Source organism: Pseudomonas japonica, assembly GCF_013522925.1.
GTDB lineage: Bacteria > Pseudomonadota > Gammaproteobacteria > Pseudomonadales > Pseudomonadaceae > Aquipseudomonas > Aquipseudomonas japonica_A.
Genome location: NZ_JAAMQU010000020.1, coordinates 1 through 17,430 on the forward strand (window position 1 = coordinate 1; position 17,430 = coordinate 17,430).

Below are 17,430 nucleotides of genomic sequence, written 5' to 3' on the forward strand. Positions count from 1 at the left end.
GGCTGGGCGGGGTCAATGCCCTGGCTCGGCAGATTGCCGACATGTTGGATGTGGCCCCTGCGATCACTACCAGCGGTGAGCTGCGCTTTGGCACGTGCCTGCTCGACCCGCCTGAAGGGTACGTTCTGGCCGATCTGGAACAGGGCAAGCATTTTGTTTCCGATGTGCTGGCCGGCCAGCACGTGCGCGTGGAAGGGGATGCCCCCTGGCTGGCGGCAATCGAACTGCCGCGGGCAAACGACGCCGCGCTAGCGATACGCATAACCCCACGCCAGGTGCAGGCGCCTGGCGACCTGGTGATTCATCCGCGCAGCGTGATTGCGCGGGTGGAAACCGCCGGTGGCGACGTAGCGGCACGGGTAACCGCAGCCATGAACGAAGCAGGGCTGGCGCCAGCAGCGCTGGCCTGCCTGCTCGCCCCTCGGGGCCTGATGGGCGCTGGGGTACTGGCCAGGGCGGCGGAAGCCTTGGGCGCCGAGCTTCGTTTTATTCCTGAAGGCGCGGCCGAAAGCGCCTTCGATCAACTGCCGTCCATCATTCAGGCGGGGGAGCAGGGGGTCGCTCTGGCGATCAGCCCTTCCCCGGTCTGCGCCGATGATGTCGGCCAGCGCCGTGGGCGGCTGGCGGTGGTGGGGCTTGGGCCCGGCGAGCGGGCCTTCATGGTGCCCGCGGTACAGGAGGAGCTTGCACGGGCCGAGGACGTACTGGGGTACGAAACCTATGTGAACATGGCAGGGCCGTTCCGCCCGGATCAAGTGCTGCACCGCACCGACAACCGCGAGGAATTGCAACGTGCCCGGCACGCCCTGGAACTGGCTGCCAGCGGCCGTAATGTGGTGGTGGTGTCCTCTGGCGACCCGGGGGTATTCGCCATGGCGTCGGCGGTGCTCGAAGCGCTGGAGGCTGGGAGCGATGAAGCCTGGCATTCGGTGGACCTGGCCATCCTGCCGGGCGTTTCTGCCTGCCTGGCGACCGCGGCACTGTCGGGCGCGCCGCTGGGCCACGATTTCTGCGTGATCTCCCTCTCGGATAACCTCAAGCCGTGGTCGGTCATCGAAGATCGCCTGGATCTGGCGGGCAGGGCAGACCTGGCCATGGCCTTCTATAACCCGATCTCGCGCTCCCGGCCATGGCAGCTAGGCCAGGCACTTGACGTGGTGCGCCGGCATCGCGCGCCTGACACGCCAGTAGTACTGGGCCGTGACGTGGCGCGGCCTGGCCAGCGGTTGAGCGTGGTTCCGCTGGGCGCCCTCACGCCAGAAATGGTGGACATGCGCACCATGGTGATTGTGGGCTCTTCCACGACCAGGACCATTGCCCGGAGTGATGGCACGTCGTGGGTCTATACCCCACGCTGGTATCCACAGCCGATTAGCCGGGAAGGCGTTCAGCCCTGACCTGCCAGGCCTTTGAAGCTATCTTGCGCGGCGAGCCCACCGAGGGCTCCCCGCCATTCTTCAAAGGACTCGTGGATCATGACGATCAACTCTCAAGACATCAGTCTTCAACAAGCTGCCGTCATCGGCAGCAACCTGCTCGGTTTCGGTAGCGGCATGTCGGCGCAAGAGCAGGACGATGTACGCAATGCGTTCCAGCTCGCCACCCTCGTCGCCAACAAGCTCCACGACAAGGACACACAGGCACAGGCCTGGTTTGGCAAGTTCGCCAGTGTGCTCGTAGACACGGGCTGGCTGCGGCTGACCTCGCGTTACGGCAAGCGCAGCGATGTTTCCCAATCCCTGAAAGTGGCCAATGTGCTTATAAGCCTGGTGCAAGGGGCGGTAGCCACAGCGATGTCCGGCACCCCGCTGGCAGCCGTGCTGGGCAAATTGGCGGGAGATGCACTGAGCAACCTGCCCAAAACGGGGGAGGCATTCAATCTGTTCGAGCGGGTCAGCAAGACGGACCGGGGCTCCATGGTAGGCGTGGCCTCCTGCTTGAAAACGCCGGACGGTGAGATTTTGCTCGCCCTGGGTGTGGTTGACCTCTCCACCGCCCGCCATGACTACGACGTGCTGTTCTTCGACTGGGACAGTAACGACGTGCAGGTGTACGAGGCTGCCGTTGTACTGAGCGTGAATGCCAGCCTTATCGCGCAGAACCGCGACAAGATCATGACCGCCCTGGGCGCGCGCGTGAAAGACAACATCCAGATCTACCTGGACCTGCTGGCCGATTGACCCCCCGCCAGGCCGCCGTTTGGCCTGGCATCCTTTCAAGGACGATTTCGAGATGATCAACGATGCTTCGGTAGCCGGTTCCGGCTTATTGACCTTTGCGCCGGAAATCAGCGAGCGCGAGCGAGTTTCAGTGATTTACGCGTTACGTTTTGCGCAGCAGGCGGCGAGCGATTTGTACGGTGAGCAAGCAGAAGATGATTGGTTTACCCACTTCTATCGCCAACTTCGGTTCATGGGCTGGGATGCTGAACCGCCCACCAGCGTGTACAGGCCAAGCCTGGAGCGCCAAGGCATACTGCATGCTGCATCAGAGGCGGTCGGCCGCGAGCAGCCGCGCTTTCATGACCTGGCGGAGGCGGGAGTGGAGGCGCTGACAGGAGATGGAGAAGGCTTGGTGCTGTTCGAACGCTACGCCAGGCGCCACCAGCATGGGATGTTTCAGCTGTTGCCCTGCGCTCGAAGCCGCCTGGCCAGCGGCGTTGGGGTAGTAGACATGCTTGTGTATCACGAGGAACTGGACATGACGAAGTCAAGCCCGGGATGCTTCGTGACCTATGCTCCGATACCGCATATCCAGTCCCGGATCGGGTTGATCCGCTTTGATACGCGGGCCTTTGAAACCACGCATTTGCCGAAGATCAAGGCGCGGTTCAACAAACCTTGGGAGGACGGTACTTACCTGCGCCTGCTTGGGACTCAAGACGGCAACAAATAACCCCGCACGCCGGTGAAGATAATCTGTGCAGCCAGAGCGCAGACAAATAACCCCATCAGCCGGCTTACGATCTGCAAGCCTTGCTCTCCGAGCAAGGCTTCGATCCGATTGGCTACGTACAGCATTGCGCCTACGGTGAAGGCTGCCAAGGCGATGCTGACAATGGCCAGCAACTTGTCATCCCAGTGAGGCTGCCCAACGCCCATCACCAACAGTGCGCCGATGGTGCCCGGGCCCACGGTGAGCGGGATGGTGAGGGGCACAATAGTCACGTCCTGCTGAACGCTGTCGGTCTGGACCGCCGATTTACCCTGCGCCATGCCCAGCGCGGAAATGAACAGCACGCTACCGGCCCCGATACGGAAGGCATCGGCCGTGATGCCAAACACCGAGAAAATGACCCGGCCGAACAGATAAAGCAGCACGCTGGACACCAGCACGCCCAAGGCCACCCGCCATGCCAGGCGCTTGCGCTCCTTGAGTGAATAGCCCCGCGATAGCCCGATGAAGCAGGACAGCACGAAGAACGGGCTATAGAGCACGAGCATCTTCAGATAAACGCTGAACAACTGATGCAGCATGGCTAACCTCGACCACAGTAGGCGCAGCTGGGCAGGGCGTGAGCTATCAACTGGGTTCAACCTCGTTGCGACGGCTGTCGCGGTGGGCGACCCAATGATCGATCAGCTCCCTCAACTGCGACATTTCCACCGGCTTTGCCATATGGCCATCCATGCCTGCCTGCCGCGCGCGCTCTTTGTGTTCACTGAGAATATGCGCGGTAAGCGCTACCACAGGAGTGCGATCTCGGTGCATACCTTGTTCCCACGCCCGCAATTGTTCGGTTGCGCTGAACCCGTCGAGTATGGGCATTTCGCAATCCATCAGCACCAGATCGTAGCGGTGGCTCTTCATGGCCTTCAGCGCTTCTTCACCGTTGCTGGCGGTGTCAGGTTGCAGGTTGAGCTTGCCCAGCATGCCGCGGATCACCTTGGTGGAAATGCTGTTGTCCTCGGCGACCAGAATCTTAAAATCCGCCGGCACGCCCGGTTGTTCCCCAGCGCGGGCAGGCCCGGGAAGAGGCGGGGGGTTGGCTTCGGCCAAGGTACGGTGGGCCAACTCGTCGGCCAGGGTGGTGCGCAAGGTGTAACCGGCGACCGGTTTGGCCAGGATCCGTTTCACGCCGGCATTGCGTGCGATGATCTTGCTGGGGGCATTGCTGATGCCGGTCAGCATGATGATCAGAATATCGTGGTTGAGGCTGGGGTCTTCCTTGATCTTCGCCGCCAGTTGCATCCCGGTCATCCCAGGCATGTTCTGGTCCAGCAGCACCACGTCGAAGTAGTCCCGCAGGTGCGCCTTGGTACGCAGCATTGCCAGGGCTTCCTTTCCGGAAGATGCCGCGCTCACGTTCAGCCCCCAGGCGCTGCACTGTTGTACCAGCACCTTGCGGCAGGTGTCGTTGTCATCTACCACCAGCACGCGGGCATCCTTGAGGCTACCGTCCAGGTCGGGCAGCGATTGCTCCAGGCGCTGAGGGTCGAGCGGGAGGGTGAGCCAGAAGGTGCTGCCTTGGTGCGCGCCGCTTTTTATCCCGAACTCACCGTTCATCAGGGTGATCAGTTGGCGCGCTATCAGCAAGCCCAGGTGGCTGCTGCCTGGCTTGTTGGTAGTAAGCAGGTCCTGACTGCGCAGCTCGGTGTTCAGTAACGCTTCGCGCTCCTCGGCTGGCAAGGGTTCGCCGCTGTCCTGCACGGCGATGCGCAAGCGTGGTTGCCCGCTGCGCTGGTCCAACGCGGCAGCCACCAGTACTTCGCCTCCCGTGGTCTTTTTCAAGGCATTGTCCAGCATGGCCAGCAGTGCCTGGCGCAGGCGCATCGGGTCGCCGCTGATCACCCTGGGTACCTGTGGCTGGGTAAAGCTGATCAGTTCCACGTTCTGTTGTTCGGCGCGGGCCCGGTAGATGCTCAGGCATTCCTCGATCAGGGCGTTCAGGTCGAACTGAACGTCATCAAGCTCGATCTGGCCAGATTCGATCTTTGAGATGTCGAGGATTTCGTTGATCAGCGTCAGCAGTTCGTTGCCTGCGCTGTGGATGGTCTGGACATAATCGCGCTGTTTTACCGAGAGCGGCGTGCCGAGCAGCAGTTCGGTCATGCCCAGCACCCCATTCATGGGAGTACGTATTTCGTGGCTGAGCTTGGCCAGGAATTCAGCCTTGGCATTGGTTTCAGCGGTGCTCGCCGCCAGCTCACGGCTGGCGCTGTAGCGATCCTCGCTGATACGCCGCAGGCGGGTGGTGAGCGCCAGGTTGAGCATGGCGCCACCACACACGGCGCACCCAAGCATGCCGAAGATCAGCCATTGAACCGGCGTACGGGTGAGGCCCAGCAGCGCGGGCAATACCACCAGGAAGCCCAGGCTGCACAGCCCCATTGCCACGGTGAACAGGCGGGCCGGCGGGTATCCTCTGTACCAATGCCTGGCAGACACTACCAGCATGCACACGCAGGTGACCGCCACAGCGGCGTAGGCGGTGAAATTGAGCGGCAGCGTGTTGAGAAACAGCAACAGCACGCCGGCAAGGGCGATTAACCCGATCAGCGTTACCACCATGCGGTTGAGGCGAGGGGAGGGGCGGGCGGCAAAGAACCGCAAGGTATACATGAGCGCGCACTCAGCCCCCAGCAGCATGGCAAAGTATGCAGCAGGCGTACGCGCCGCGCTCCAGGACGCCATCCAGGCGTTACCGAGGTTGACCAGGATCATCGCGCTGGCCAGCACCATCGCCTGGCATCCCGCCAGCCAGAGGCTGCTTGTAGATCGGGCCAGCGCATAACGCGCAAGGTTGTGAAGGATCAGCATGATCATGCTGCCCAGCAGCAGACCGAACAGCAGCGTCTGGCCCTGGTGCGCTGCGGCTTGGATGGCGGGCTCGAGGATGATGCCTGGGCGAACCTGGTGTTCTGTGACCAGGCGCAGGTAAATGTCTACCGGGGCCTGGCTCATCGAAACCGGCAGCAGCAGGTCACCGCTGCGCGGCAGCGGTGAGTCGGCAAGTGGGTCGTAGCCGCTGCGAAGGTGCTGCAACTGATCGTCACCGGCGAAGGTGTAGAGGTCATAGCGCGAGAGGTCTGGTGCGAACAGGCGGATAACCTGCTCATGCGCCGACGGCATGAGCCTGTAGTGCAGCCACACGGCGCTGTGGGGCGGCGCGGCGTCGAGCTGGCGCAGGTCGATAGGGGCGAACTGGCTCTGGTAGCGATCCGAGCGTACGTCGCTGATCTGCAGGCCGCTCTGGTCATCCACGAGCACGGACCAGCCGCTGCCCTGATCGCCATAAGCCGGGGTAAGGCAGGCGAACAGCAACGCAACGAGAAACAGCAAGGCAGTCCTGAGCCGGTGCACGGGGATGTCCCTGTCCTGAATAAGCATTAGCTGAGTATAACCGTGCCGGAGCCAGACAGGTTGGCGGGGTGCCCGAATACTCGGCATGTGCCCCGAAACCGAAGTAACGGGGCACTATTTACGGTGACAGGCGGTCAGCCCTCGCCGCGCTCCCGGGCGATGGCGCGGTAGCCGATATCGTTGCGATAGAAGCCGCCGTTCCATTCGATCTTGCGGGCCAGGGCATAGGCCTGTGCCTGTGCCTCGCCTACCGTATCGCCCAGCGCGGTGGCGCATAGCACCCTGCCGCCTGCCGTCACGACGTCACCGTCGACCAGCGCCGTACCCGCATGGAACACCTTGCCGGTCAGGCTGGCCGCCGCGGCCAGGCCGTTGATCACGTCGCCCTTGGCGTAGTCGCCCGGGTAGCCACCAGCTGCCAGCACCACGCCGAGGCTGGGGCGCGGGTCCCACTGGGCTTCGATCTTGTTCAACGCCTTGGCCAGCGCGGCTTCGACCAGCAGAATCAGGCTGGACTGCAGGCGCAGCATTACCGGTTGGGTTTCCGGGTCGCCGAAGCGGCAATTGAACTCGATGACCTTGGGGTTACCCGCGGTGTCGATCATCAGCCCCGCATAGAGGAAGCCGGTGTAGGTGTTGCCTTCGTCGGCCATGCCGCGCACGGTGGGCCAGATCACCTGGTCCATCACGCGCTGGTGAACGTCGTCAGTCACTACCGGTGCCGGGGAGTAAGCCCCCATGCCGCCGGTGTTTGGGCCGGTATCGCCGTCACCCACGCGTTTATGGTCCTGGCTGGTCGCCATCGGCAGCACGTTCTGGCCATCGACCATCACGATGAAGCTTGCTTCCTCGCCCTCAAGGAACTCCTCGATCACCACGCGCGAACCGGCGTCGCCGAAAGCGTTACCGGCCAGCATGTCGCGCACGGCCGCTTCGGCTTCTTCCAGGGTCATCGCCACGATCACGCCTTTGCCGGCAGCCAGGCCATCGGCCTTGATCACGATGGGCGCGCCCTGCTCACGCAGGTAGGCCAGCGCGGGCTCGATCTCGGTGAAGTTCTGATAGGCGGCGGTGGGGATGTTGTGGCGGGCAAGGAAGTCCTTGGTGAAGGCCTTGGAACCTTCGAGTTGCGCGGCACCGGCAGTAGGGCCGAAGCAATCCAGGCCACGTTCGCGGAACAGGTCGACCACACCGGCCACCAGCGGCGCCTCGGGGCCAACGATGGTCAGTTGCACGTTCTGCGCGGCGAAGTCAGCCAGTTGCTCTAGCGCCAGCACGTCGATCGCCACGTTCTCGCACTTGGCTTCGGTCGCGGTACCGGCATTGCCCGGGGCCACGAATACCTTTTCAACGCGCGGATCCTGCGCGACCTTCCAGGCCAGCGCATGCTCACGCCCGCCACTGCCGATGATCAAAACCTTCATGTCAAAACCTCGAATTCGGGGGTTCGCGGGCTATGCCCGCTCTCATGGAACAGAGTTGTTCCCGGTGCGACAGCGGACCTGTGGGAAGCGGGCGCTAGCTCGCGAATTGTCGATCTTTTCGCGAGCTGACGCCCGCTTCCCACAGAGTTAGAGGCCTCCTACAGGGGGCACCCTATGAGGTCGCGATGCCTGCGCCAGCGCGGCCGTATCAGTGCCTGAAATGGCGCATACCGGTGAATACCATCGCAATACCGGCTTCATCGGCGGCGGCGATCACCTCGGCGTCGCGCATCGAACCGCCAGGCTGGATCACCGCGCGGATGCCTACCTTGGCGGCATTGTCGATGCCATCGCGGAAGGGGAAGAACGCATCGGAGGCCATGACCGCACCTTCCACCGGCAGCCCGGCGTGTTCGGCCTTGATGGCTGCGATACGGGCGGAGTTCACGCGGCTCATCTGGCCTGCGCCTACGCCGATGGTCTGGCGATTGCGGGCGTAAACGATAGCGTTGGATTTGACGAACTTGGCGACCTTCCAGGCGAAAATCAGGTCGTGGATTTCCTGCTCGGTCGGCGCCCGACGGGTGACCACTTTCAGGTCATCGGCGCTGATCATGCCGATGTCACGGCTTTGTACCAGCAAGCCGCCGTTCACCCGCTTGAAGTCCCAGCCGGAAGAACGCTCGGCTGGCCACTGACCGCAGGCCAGCAGGCGCACGTTGGCCTTGGCAGCCACGACGGCGCGGGCTTCGTCGCTCACGCTTGGCGCGATGATCACTTCGACGAACTGGCGCTCGACAATGGCCTGGGCGGTAGCGGCGTCCAGTTCGCGGTTGAAGGCGATGATGCCGCCGAAAGCCGATTCGCTGTCGGTAGCGTAGGCCAGCTCGTAGGCTTGACGAATGCCGCCTTCGGCGTCAGGGCAAACGGCCACCCCACAGGGGTTGGCGTGCTTGACGATCACGCAGGCCGGCTTGGTGAAGCTTTTGACGCATTCCAACGCGGCGTCTGTGTCTGCCACGTTGTTGTAGGACAGTTCCTTGCCTTGCAACTGAACCGCCGTAGCGATCCCGGCTTCGGCCGGCTTGGCCTCGACGTAGAACGCGGCACTCTGGTGCGGGTTCTCGCCGTACCGCATGCCCTGCGCCTTGATGAACTGGCTGTTGAACGTGCGTGGGAACTCGCCCCGGGACTCGGTGGACAGCGTTTCGGCCTGCTGGTCGAGGGTACCGAAATAGTTGGCGATCATGCCGTCGTAGGCCGAGGTGTGCTCGAAGGCCTTAAGCATCAGGTCGAAACGCTGAGCGTAAGTGAGGCCACCGGCCTTCAGGCCTTCGATCACAGAGGCGTAATCGCTGGCATTCACCACGATCGCCACGTCTTTGTGGTTTTTCGCGGCGGACCGGACCATGGTTGGCCCGCCGATGTCGATGTTTTCAACGGCAGTCGCCAGGTCGCAACCCGGTTTGGCCACCGTGGCTTCGAACGGATAAAGGTTGACCGCTACCAGATCGATCGGGCGAATAGCGTGTTCGGCCATGACTGCGTCATCCATGCCGCGCCGCCCCAGAATCCCACCGTGGATCTTCGGATGCAGGGTTTTCACCCGGCCGTCCATCATCTCGGGGAAACCGGTGTAGTCCGCTACCTCGATAGCGGCCACGCCATTGTCACGCAGCAGCTTGAAGGTGCCGCCTGTGGAAAGGATTTCCACGCCGAGGGCTTCGAGCTCGCGGGCAAACTCCAGGATGCCGGTCTTGTCGGACACGCTGATCAGGGCGCGGCGGATCGGCAGGCGGGTGGTCTGGTCGGTCATTTCAGTTTCCATTCAGAGCGGTTAGCAAAAAAGGCGAGCTGCATGCAGTCGCCTTTTCGGAATGTCGTTTGGTTAAAGCAGATCGTACTGCTTCAGCTTCTTGCGCAAGGTGCCCCGGTTGAGCCCCAGCATTTCGCTGGCCTTGGTCTGGTTGCCCTTGACGTAGTTCATGACGGTTTCGAGCAGAGGGGCTTCGACTTCGGACAACACGAGGTTGTAGACATCGGTGACCGAGGCGCCTTCGAGGTGCGCGAAATAATTGTGCAGCGCCTTCTCGACACTCCCGCGTAGTGTCTGCCCTTCTTCGGAGGGCGTATTGAGGTGCTGCTTGAGGTTGACGTTGTCGCTCACGGGCGTTGTTCCACTCACTAATGTCTCGGTCATCATCGTCATGCGGCCACCCCTTCTCCGTCCTCTGCAACAAGGCTCTCGTAGCGTTCGCGGAAGAATTCGCGAACGTTGGCGCACTGCGCTGCCGTATCGTCCAAACAGTTGAAGCTGGCGCGGAACTCCCTGGCGCCGGGCAGCGTTGCCAGGTACCAGCCCACGTGTTTACGGGCGATGCGAACACCCATCACATCACCATAAAACGCATGCAGCGCGGCCAGGTGATCCAGCAGAATTTGCTCTACTTCTTCGAGCTTTGGCGCCGGCAGGTATTCGCCGGTGCGCAGGTAATGCTCGACCTCTCGGAAGATCCACGGCCGACCTTGCGCGGCGCGCCCGATCAGCAGGCCGTCCGCCCCTGTGTGCCGGAGCACCTCGGCTGCCTTGGCTGGCGAGGTGATGTCGCCATTGGCAAACACCGGTATGGACACCGCCTGCTTGATGGCGGCGATGGTGTCGTACTCGGCTTCACCGGTGTACAGGTCGGCACGTGTGCGCCCGTGTACTGCCAGAGCAGCGATACCCGACTGCTCGGCGATTTTCGCCACGGTCAGGCCGTTGCGGTTGTCGCGGTCCCAGCCGGTGCGAATTTTCAAGGTGACCGGCACATCCACCGCGGCTACCACGGCTTCGAGGATGTCCGCCACCAGGGCCTCGTCGCGCAGCAGGGCAGACCCCGCCGCTTTGTTGCATACCTTTTTCGCCGGGCATCCCATGTTGATGTCGATGATCTGCGCGCCGGCCTCCACATTCGCCCGAGCGGCCGCTGCCAGCATCTGCGCGTCGCCACCGGCGATCTGCACGGAACGTGGCTCCGGGTCGCCCGCATGAACCATGCGCAGGCGGGACTTGCGGCTGTTCCACAGGGACATGTCCGCGGTGACCATTTCAGATACCACGAGGCCCGCGCCCAGCCGCCGGCATAGCTGGCGAAATGGCTGGTCGGTGACACCCGCCATCGGGGCGAGGATCAGGCCATTGCTGAGTGTGTAGGGGCCGATGCGTACCGCCGACATAGGTGTGTTACCCGTGATAAGGCCGGATTCGTACGAAGCCTGAGTTCGAAAAAGGGATCGCATGATACCCGCTCTCGATGACCGGATAAAGGTCAAACTGGATAAAATCTGAGCAGTGACAGGCTTAGACCGAACCGATCGGATAACCGGCTTCACTCCGGAGAATGGAAGGACAAACTGTAGTTCACGGCGCGCTTGCCCGGGTCGAGAATATCGAGTGCGATATGAATAGGGATCTGTGGTGGCATTTCGCTTTGCCCGGCCAGGTCCCCACTGAGGTATTCCGACGGTTTGAACCGCCGACTGGCGATCAGCTTGTTATTGAGGTCGGCGAAGCGCAGCTCCAGCAACGGGAACGGCTGGCTGAAAGGTGCGCGGTTATAAATGATCGCGTCGACCACCAGGGCTCCGGCGAAGGTGGGGTGGCTGCGCACCACAAGATTGCTGCTGCGGATCAGCCTTATGTCCACGCGCGATGGAACGGTGCAACCCAGTGGCGGGCAAAGGCTCACAAACCATGGCCGGTAGGCGTCCTGGCGGGCCAGTTCGTCGAAATGGAACACCACGTACTGGCCCAACAGCGCTAGCGCCGCCAGCAACGCCAGCCCAGCCCAGAGCAGGCGCTTGCCCAGAGAGCGGCGGGGTTTTTCCCATTGCAGCTGGAGCGGGTCGTCTTGCAGGTCCAGCAAATGGTCGTCACGCAGCTCCGGCTCGTTGCGCTTGCCGCGGCGAGCAGGCGGGTGGTCGGCCTGATGGGCCTCATCGTCCTCATTGTAGGTACGCGTTACCGCGTCTTCGCGTTCGGCGGTGAGCCCTTGACGTTCGCTCGATGCCGAACGCTCCGGTTTCGGTGACCGTGCCGGTCGAGCAGGAAACTCGTCGTCATCCAGCGCCGGCTCGCGGTCCAGGCCAAATACAGGCTCCGCTCGTGTGCCCAGAGATGGAACGCTAGCGGGTGCGGTGGCTGGCGCCGTAGCCGGTTCCTCATCCTCATGCTCGCCGAACGGCTTGCCGAACGGCTCGTCGAGCCAGTCTTCGCTCTGGTCACGCTGGGCGCTCAGCCCCGGTGCCTCGCCGTCTCCCGCTCGAGGTGTGCCGGCACGGCGCTCCAGCCGGGCCAGCTCCTGGTCCAGGTCCAGATGCTCAAGGTGCGCATTGGTGGCCTGCCACTCAGCCTGGCTCATGGGCTGGCGGGGCGCTTCGGCGGGAAGGGCAGCCACCGAGGCGGGCACGCCCGGCAGGTTGGGTTGCCCGGTGTGCTGCTCGAGCAACTGACGCGCCGCGTTGAATACCTGCTTGCACGCGCCGCAGCGCACAGCACCACGGGCCACGCTCAATTGATTGTGGCTCACCTTGAAACTGGTGTGGCAATGCGGGCACTGAGTGACGAAGCTTTCGGTCATGCGGGGATCCGGTTCGAGCGAGCAAGCATTCTAGGTTGGAAAAAACGGGGCTGCTATGCGCGGCGACGTCCGCTGATACGCGCCCAGCCCTCGCGCTCTGCGATCGGGTCCAGGTCGAACATGCCGGCGTAGGCCGCGGCGACTTCCTCGCCCTGTTCGGCGAGAATCCCCGAGAGCGCCAGCAAACCGCCTGGGCGCACCCGAGACGCCAGCTCGGGCGCCAGCGAAACCAACGGGCCGGCCAGGATGTTCGCAACCAGCACGTCCGCCTCGAAAGCGGGCAGGTCCTGGGGAAGATACAGAGCGAGCTTGTGCTCGGGAATGCCGTTTCGGCCGGCATTGTCCCGAGAGGCTTCCAGCGCCTGCACGTCGATATCGGTGCCTGTCGCGGATTCGGCGCCAAGCAGCAGCGCTGCGATGGCCAAGATACCCGAGCCGCAGCCGAAATCCAGCACTCGGGTGCCGCTCAATGCCTGGCCATCCAGCCATTCCAGGCAAAGCGCGGTGGTGGGGTGTGTGCCTGTGCCAAACGCCAGCCCTGGGTCCAGCAGCAGGTTTACCGCATCGGGCTGCGGCGCTTCGTGCCAGCTGGGCACGATCCACAGGCGTTGACCGAAACGCATGGGCTGGAAAGCGTCCATCCAGCTGCGCTCCCAGTCCTGGTCTTCGATCACTTCGGCATGGTGTTCGGGCAGGGTGTCGCCAGTCAGCAGGCGCAGGTGCGCAAACACCGCGTCGGCCTCTGTATCGGCTTCAAACAATGCCAACAGGTGGGTATGGCTCCACAAGGGCGTGGTGTTCAGGTCTGGCTCGAAAATCGGCTGGTCTTCGGCATCCATGAAGGTAACCGACACCGCGCCGATTTCCAGCAGGGCATCTTCATAGGTTTCGGCCTGTTCTGGGCCGATGGCCAGGCGGACTTGAAGCCAGGGCATGATTAAGTTCCTTTGGGCTTGCCGCGCGACAGCGTGGCGAATAAAGCGCGCCAGTGTACTGCACCCGCCCGGCCTTGGGGTATCGGGCAGGCGGGGCCTTGCGTTATTTACCCTCATGGTCGTCGGGCTTTCCCTAAGCTTGCGACCTTTGAACCCAAGGAGGGGAACCATGGACGCGCTAAAATCCGCAACGTTGCGAACACCGCCACAGACCAGCGTCACCGAGGGCGCTGTCGAATTGATCGAGCGCCAGCGGCGGTGGGCGCAACTTCTATGTGTACGCAGTCAGGGGCTGCCATCCTTCAGCCAGGTCGCGCGTGGCTTGCTGGTACAGGCAGTACGGGTACATTGCCCGCAGGGGAACGTCGATGAGGGCTTCATCGAGGAGCTGCTGCTCGTGCAGGTACGCCGCCTGCTCAGTGGCACGCCGCTGGGTACGAAGTTGCTCGAAGCCGAAGGGGAGCAGGACGAAGACAGCCTCTACCCAGCGCTTTCCAATGAGCGCTGGCGCACTGTGGTTGAAGTGACTGAAGCCGTGGCCCCAGAGCTCCCCGACCTATGGAAGGCAGTTATCCGGGTGCATCTGCTGGCGCCGACGGACGAGGTACCACACGCTTCACAGTTGCTGAACCTGATCGAAACCGCGCTTGGCGCCTGGGAGGCTGAGCTTGACGCCTTGTTCACTCGACAGCCGCTGCTGAACGCCCACGAAGCACTCGAGGCGCTTGCCACTGCCCACGACACGCTGGTCGATAGCCTGACCCTCAGCAGCTTGCTGCCGCTGGAGGACAGCGAGCGTCTGGGCGACGCCGTGGCGAGAAACCTGCCGCACTGGCTCCGTTTTGCCAGCGCCGAGGATAAGCTGCAGCTTGAACGCCTCGCCCAGCGCTTGTGCGAGCTTGAAGCGGGCCTTGCCATGCTCGACCATGACCAGGATCGCCTGGCATGGTCGACTCAGGCCATTGCCGGGCGGCTGAGCGCCTACTATGGGGGTGCCGTGGATCCTGAGCAGATCAAGGTACAAACGGTGTACTCAACCCCCTACGGTCAGGAAACGGTCATAGCCACCCTTGCGCAAGTGCTGTTCAACGGCCCTTATGCCCCTGACGACGCTATCCAGCGCAGCGTTGTGAAGCTGCCCGAGACGCTTGGGCCAGAGGCCCTGGCGGTGGATTTGAGCCCGTTGTTCGAAGTTTGTGACCCGCGTGTCGAATACAACGAAACGCTGCGCACCCATTACCAGAGCGAGGACCGGCGCTTGTTGGCGTACGACCATGCCGACGCTGCGCTGACGCACAGCGCGCTGGCAGCGCTGATGCAAGGGCATCTGGACGAGGCGTCCTACCAAGCGGTAGTCGCGGTACGCGATCTGGCCCAGGACGAGGGGAGCGGGCAATCGGTCCGGGAACTCGAACTGCCAGGCCTGGGCGGGCTGGGCGTGCTGGTATTCGAAAACCCGGATGAGGCCGCCGCCAAGCCGCTGGTGTTGTACGCCCCGGACAAGTTCGACGGCCAGGAATGGATAGCCCTGCCCAGCATACGGGCGCTCAACCTGGAGCTGGGCGCTTGGGCGAAGGAAGAAACGGGCCGGCTTTACTTGCTCGATCGGCTGCCGCTGCGCCAGCGGGAAGCCGCCGAGGCTTATCTGGCATCGGTTATCCTCAAGCCCATCGTATGGGATGCCAACCGTGACTTGCGCACGAACACACTGTCCTACCGGCATGCTATCGAGCGGTTGGTCGAACTGCATCACGCCAACAAGCTGGACAAGCTTGTGCTGCAGTCCGCCCCTCTCTGGTACATCGAACAGCCTTTGAGGGTACGTCAGGCACTCAACAGTCTGAACGAGCGGCTTACCTTGCTGCGCGGTATCGTCGAGCATAGCGGGGCGAACCCGGAGCCTTTCGTACGTTTCGCCAAGCGTACGGTCACCCAGGCCGTGGCGCCTTATTTTACCGATTGCGGGGTCACCGCCTCGGTAGATCCGGAGACGGTACTGTTCAAGTTCACGCCAGGCGCGGTGTATGAGTTCGGCTTTGGCGAGGCGGCGAAGGCCCAAAGCCCCTGCTTGATGGACTTGGCGGTAACCGGTTACGACGACAACTGGGGCCTGGACAATCCCCAAATGCCTGTTTACTCCTCTATTGGCCAGGACCTGGGCCAAGCCCGTGCGGCGGACCTGGCCCGGTATCTGCGCAGCGCTTACCTGGGCGACAAATACGAGGCATGGATCCGCGCTGAGTTTCTTGGGGCCACCCAGTGGCGCCGCCAGCTATACGCCTGGCGGGCTGCCATGCTGCTGGAGCGTGACGCCCTGGCCGCGCGCCTCAAAGGGCAGCTGGACGAAGCTCAGCACGCCGCCATTGCCGCCGCGCTACCGGCCTTGCAACGGCCTGAAGGCGCGCCGGGGCTGTTGCGCCGAGTTACGCTGCGGGGCTGGGGTATTGCCGGTGTCTATTTGCTGAACCTGCCCGGTACCGAGGGGGCAGACGCGTTGGTCTATTGCCCCGAAGCCCCGGATGGCGTCGCCTTCCGGCCCTACCGGGCAGCATTCGGCGCCGGCTTGCCGACCGAGGTGCAGCTGTATTACCTGCAACGTGTTCCACTGGCTACCCAGAAAGCTGCTCGCACTCGGTTGGGCGATATCCTATGGGGCAGCGCAACGGCAGACGTTCCCGGCACAGGCGAGCCGGTGGTTGGTTTTCAGGTTGAGTATGATCACCAGGTGGAGTGCATGCTTGCCGACGTGGATCACATCACTAAAAGCCGCCGCGAAGTCATTTTCGAGCAGGTACTCAAAGGTGTGGAGCTCGCTGCCGGCCCGCTGGGGGTGATCTTCCCCCCGCTAGGCTTTGTACTCGACACGGTGTTTATCGCCATTTCGGTAAGCCGGGGTTACCAGGCCTACAGGCTGGAAGATACCGAAGAGGCGATAGGCTTTTTCAGCATGGCGTTCGTAGGCACGACGTTTCTGCTAGGGCCGGTGGGATGGCACTGGGGAACCCTGATACGCAAATCACACAAGGTACGCCTGCCCACGCAGGACTACGCGGGCGTTTACCAAGGAGCGCCGGCCCGGTGGCCGGTCAGGCCGCACAGCAGTCGCTATGCCGTTTCCGGGCTAGATCCTCGCTGGGCGGTACGTACGCCCCCTTCCGGTTTGGCCGAGGTGGCCGACCAGGGCCTCACCCAAGGGCTTTACCGCGCCGCAGCCGGTGAAACGCAGCCCCGGCCGCAGTACTTCATCAAGCAGGGAGAACGGTATTTCGAGGCGGTGGTGGACGCAGACGCCGGCGTGATCAGGGTGGTGGACTCACGTCATCCCTTGAATCATTACAAGATGCCTGTGGAGCTGACCCCTGAAGGTCGTTGGGTGTACAAGGCGGGTACCGGGTTGCCCGGTGGCAGGGTTGCCGAGCCCTTGCACCTTGGCGTGATTGCCGATGTGTCGGAGCTGTTCCCCGCCCAGGTTCCGTTCAAGCCCGATCGGGTAGCATTAGCCGGAGAAGCCATAGGCGCCGGGTTCGACCCCGTCCGTGCAGACAATTATCTGCTAGGCCTGGAAACCAGGGGGTCGGTGGTCGCCAGCTTGTATAACCCGGTGACGCGGCGCGGCGCACTGCTGAATATCGACCATGGGATCGCCGCGCCCATAGACGAAACGATCAACCAGGCGCTTGCTTCCCTGGGGGCCGTGAGTGCGGCGCGGCCAGTACAGGGTACCCTGATGGGAGGGGACTGGCTGGCATTGCCGGGCGACATCCTGTCCAAGGTTACTCATGTTTTGGGGCTCAATGCGGTGCTGGCCAAGCCTGTGCGCTGGCTTTGGGGAATGGAGGCGGGAGGAACAGGGGGCTTGCTGCTGGACCTCAAGGATGGCGGGTCGCTCGTGTACCGGCTGGGCAACCAGTCGCGCGCGGCTTTTTATGATACCTACAGAGAGTTGCTGATCGTCGGGCAGGAGCCATTGAGGCAACGGACTGAGCGCTTCTGGTCACGGCTGCGTGAAGGGCGCTGGCAGGAGTTGGAAGACGGCAGCTACGCCAATGCCAGACAAACAGTGGCGGCGCAGGAGGGGAGGGAGGCAGCGCGCATCGTGCTGGAGTTGCTCGACGGCTGATACCAACAGGGCCCGCGTGTGCCAGT

At 62.9% G+C, this 17,430-nt stretch carries 12 protein-coding genes; 4 read left to right on the forward strand and 8 right to left on the reverse strand.

Going from position 1 to position 17,430, the window contains the following annotated elements; genetic code table 11:
* From cobJ to G7016_RS22920, 3 genes are all read left to right on the forward strand, one after another.
* Nucleotides 1-1,397, forward strand: a 1,397-nt coding sequence (gene cobJ, locus G7016_RS22910) for a precorrin-3B C(17)-methyltransferase (protein WP_181118021.1), incomplete at its 5' end; no start/stop codon positions are given.
* Nucleotides 1,398-1,475: 78 nt separating this feature from the next.
* Nucleotides 1,476-2,180, forward strand: a complete 705-nt coding sequence (locus G7016_RS22915) for a hypothetical protein (protein ID WP_181118023.1) — start codon at nt 1,476-1,478, stop codon at nt 2,178-2,180.
* A 19-nt stretch (nt 2,181-2,199) separates the two neighbouring features.
* Nucleotides 2,200-2,895 carry a hypothetical protein gene (locus G7016_RS22920; RefSeq protein ID WP_181118025.1) on the forward strand — a complete coding sequence of 232 codons (696 nt, stop codon included), beginning with the start codon at nt 2,200-2,202 and terminating at the stop codon, nt 2,893-2,895.
* On the opposite strand, the gene G7016_RS22925 is transcribed toward G7016_RS22920, so the two are convergent.
* The 8 genes from G7016_RS22925 to prmA all read right to left on the reverse strand — a co-directional run bounded on the left by G7016_RS22925 (nt 2,877) and on the right by prmA (nt 13,284).
* Nucleotides 2,877-3,473, reverse strand: coding sequence for a MarC family protein (locus tag G7016_RS22925; RefSeq protein WP_181118107.1), 597 nt, complete (start codon nt 3,471-3,473; stop codon nt 2,877-2,879). The two genes, G7016_RS22920 and G7016_RS22925, sit on opposite strands and share 19 nt — an antisense overlap.
* 49 nt (nt 3,474-3,522) lie before the next feature.
* Nucleotides 3,523-6,303 (reverse strand): hybrid sensor histidine kinase/response regulator, encoded by a 2,781-nt coding sequence (locus G7016_RS22930; protein WP_181118027.1) that lies wholly within the window; start codon nt 6,301-6,303, stop codon nt 3,523-3,525.
* A 134-nt stretch (nt 6,304-6,437) separates the two neighbouring features.
* A complete protein-coding gene (gene purD / locus G7016_RS22935; RefSeq protein ID WP_181118029.1) occupies nt 6,438-7,727 on the reverse strand; it encodes a phosphoribosylamine--glycine ligase in 1,290 nt (429 codons plus the stop codon).
* A gap of 208 nt (nt 7,728-7,935) precedes the next feature.
* Nucleotides 7,936-9,543, reverse strand: a complete 1,608-nt coding sequence (purH, locus tag G7016_RS22940) for a bifunctional phosphoribosylaminoimidazolecarboxamide formyltransferase/IMP cyclohydrolase (protein ID WP_181118031.1) — start codon at nt 9,541-9,543, stop codon at nt 7,936-7,938.
* A 72-nt stretch (nt 9,544-9,615) separates the two neighbouring features.
* Nucleotides 9,616-9,936, reverse strand: a complete 321-nt coding sequence (gene fis, locus G7016_RS22945) for a DNA-binding transcriptional regulator Fis (RefSeq protein ID WP_181118032.1) — start codon at nt 9,934-9,936, stop codon at nt 9,616-9,618.
* Nucleotides 9,933-10,946, reverse strand: a complete 1,014-nt coding sequence (gene dusB / locus G7016_RS22950; RefSeq protein ID WP_181118035.1) for a tRNA dihydrouridine synthase DusB — start codon at nt 10,944-10,946, stop codon at nt 9,933-9,935. Before dusB ends, fis begins: the two co-directional genes overlap by 4 nt.
* 152 nt (nt 10,947-11,098) lie before the next feature.
* Complete coding sequence (locus tag G7016_RS22955) at nt 11,099-12,349, reverse strand: DUF3426 domain-containing protein (protein WP_181118037.1); 1,251 nt, start codon at nt 12,347-12,349, stop codon at nt 11,099-11,101.
* A gap of 53 nt (nt 12,350-12,402) precedes the next feature.
* Nucleotides 12,403-13,284, reverse strand: a complete 882-nt coding sequence (gene prmA / locus G7016_RS22960) for a 50S ribosomal protein L11 methyltransferase (protein ID WP_181118038.1) — start codon at nt 13,282-13,284, stop codon at nt 12,403-12,405.
* Nucleotides 13,285-13,453: 169 nt separating this feature from the next.
* Between prmA and G7016_RS22965 the strand changes: the two genes are divergently transcribed.
* Nucleotides 13,454-17,404, forward strand: a complete 3,951-nt coding sequence (locus G7016_RS22965) for a dermonecrotic toxin domain-containing protein (RefSeq protein ID WP_181118040.1) — start codon at nt 13,454-13,456, stop codon at nt 17,402-17,404.
* The last annotated feature ends 26 nt before the right edge of the window (nt 17,405-17,430 follow it).

Excerpts from the sequence above, each read along its gene's own strand:
- prmA (WP_181118038.1), bottom strand. The coding sequence starts at position 13,284 with ATGCCCTGGCTTCAAGTCCGCCTGGCCATCGGCCCAGAACAGGCCGAA.
- dusB (WP_181118035.1), bottom strand. The coding sequence starts at position 10,946 with ATGTCGGCGGTACGCATCGGCCCCTACACACTCAGCAATGGCCTGATC.
- purD (WP_181118029.1), bottom strand. The coding sequence starts at position 7,727 with ATGAAGGTTTTGATCATCGGCAGTGGCGGGCGTGAGCATGCGCTGGCC.
- G7016_RS22965 (WP_181118040.1), top strand. The coding sequence starts at position 13,454 with ATGGACGCGCTAAAATCCGCAACGTTGCGAACACCGCCACAGACCAGC.
- G7016_RS22955 (WP_181118037.1), bottom strand. The coding sequence starts at position 12,349 with ATGACCGAAAGCTTCGTCACTCAGTGCCCGCATTGCCACACCAGTTTC.
- fis (WP_181118032.1), bottom strand. The coding sequence starts at position 9,936 with ATGACGATGATGACCGAGACATTAGTGAGTGGAACAACGCCCGTGAGC.
- G7016_RS22915 (WP_181118023.1), top strand. The coding sequence starts at position 1,476 with ATGACGATCAACTCTCAAGACATCAGTCTTCAACAAGCTGCCGTCATC.
- purH (WP_181118031.1), bottom strand. The coding sequence starts at position 9,543 with ATGACCGACCAGACCACCCGCCTGCCGATCCGCCGCGCCCTGATCAGC.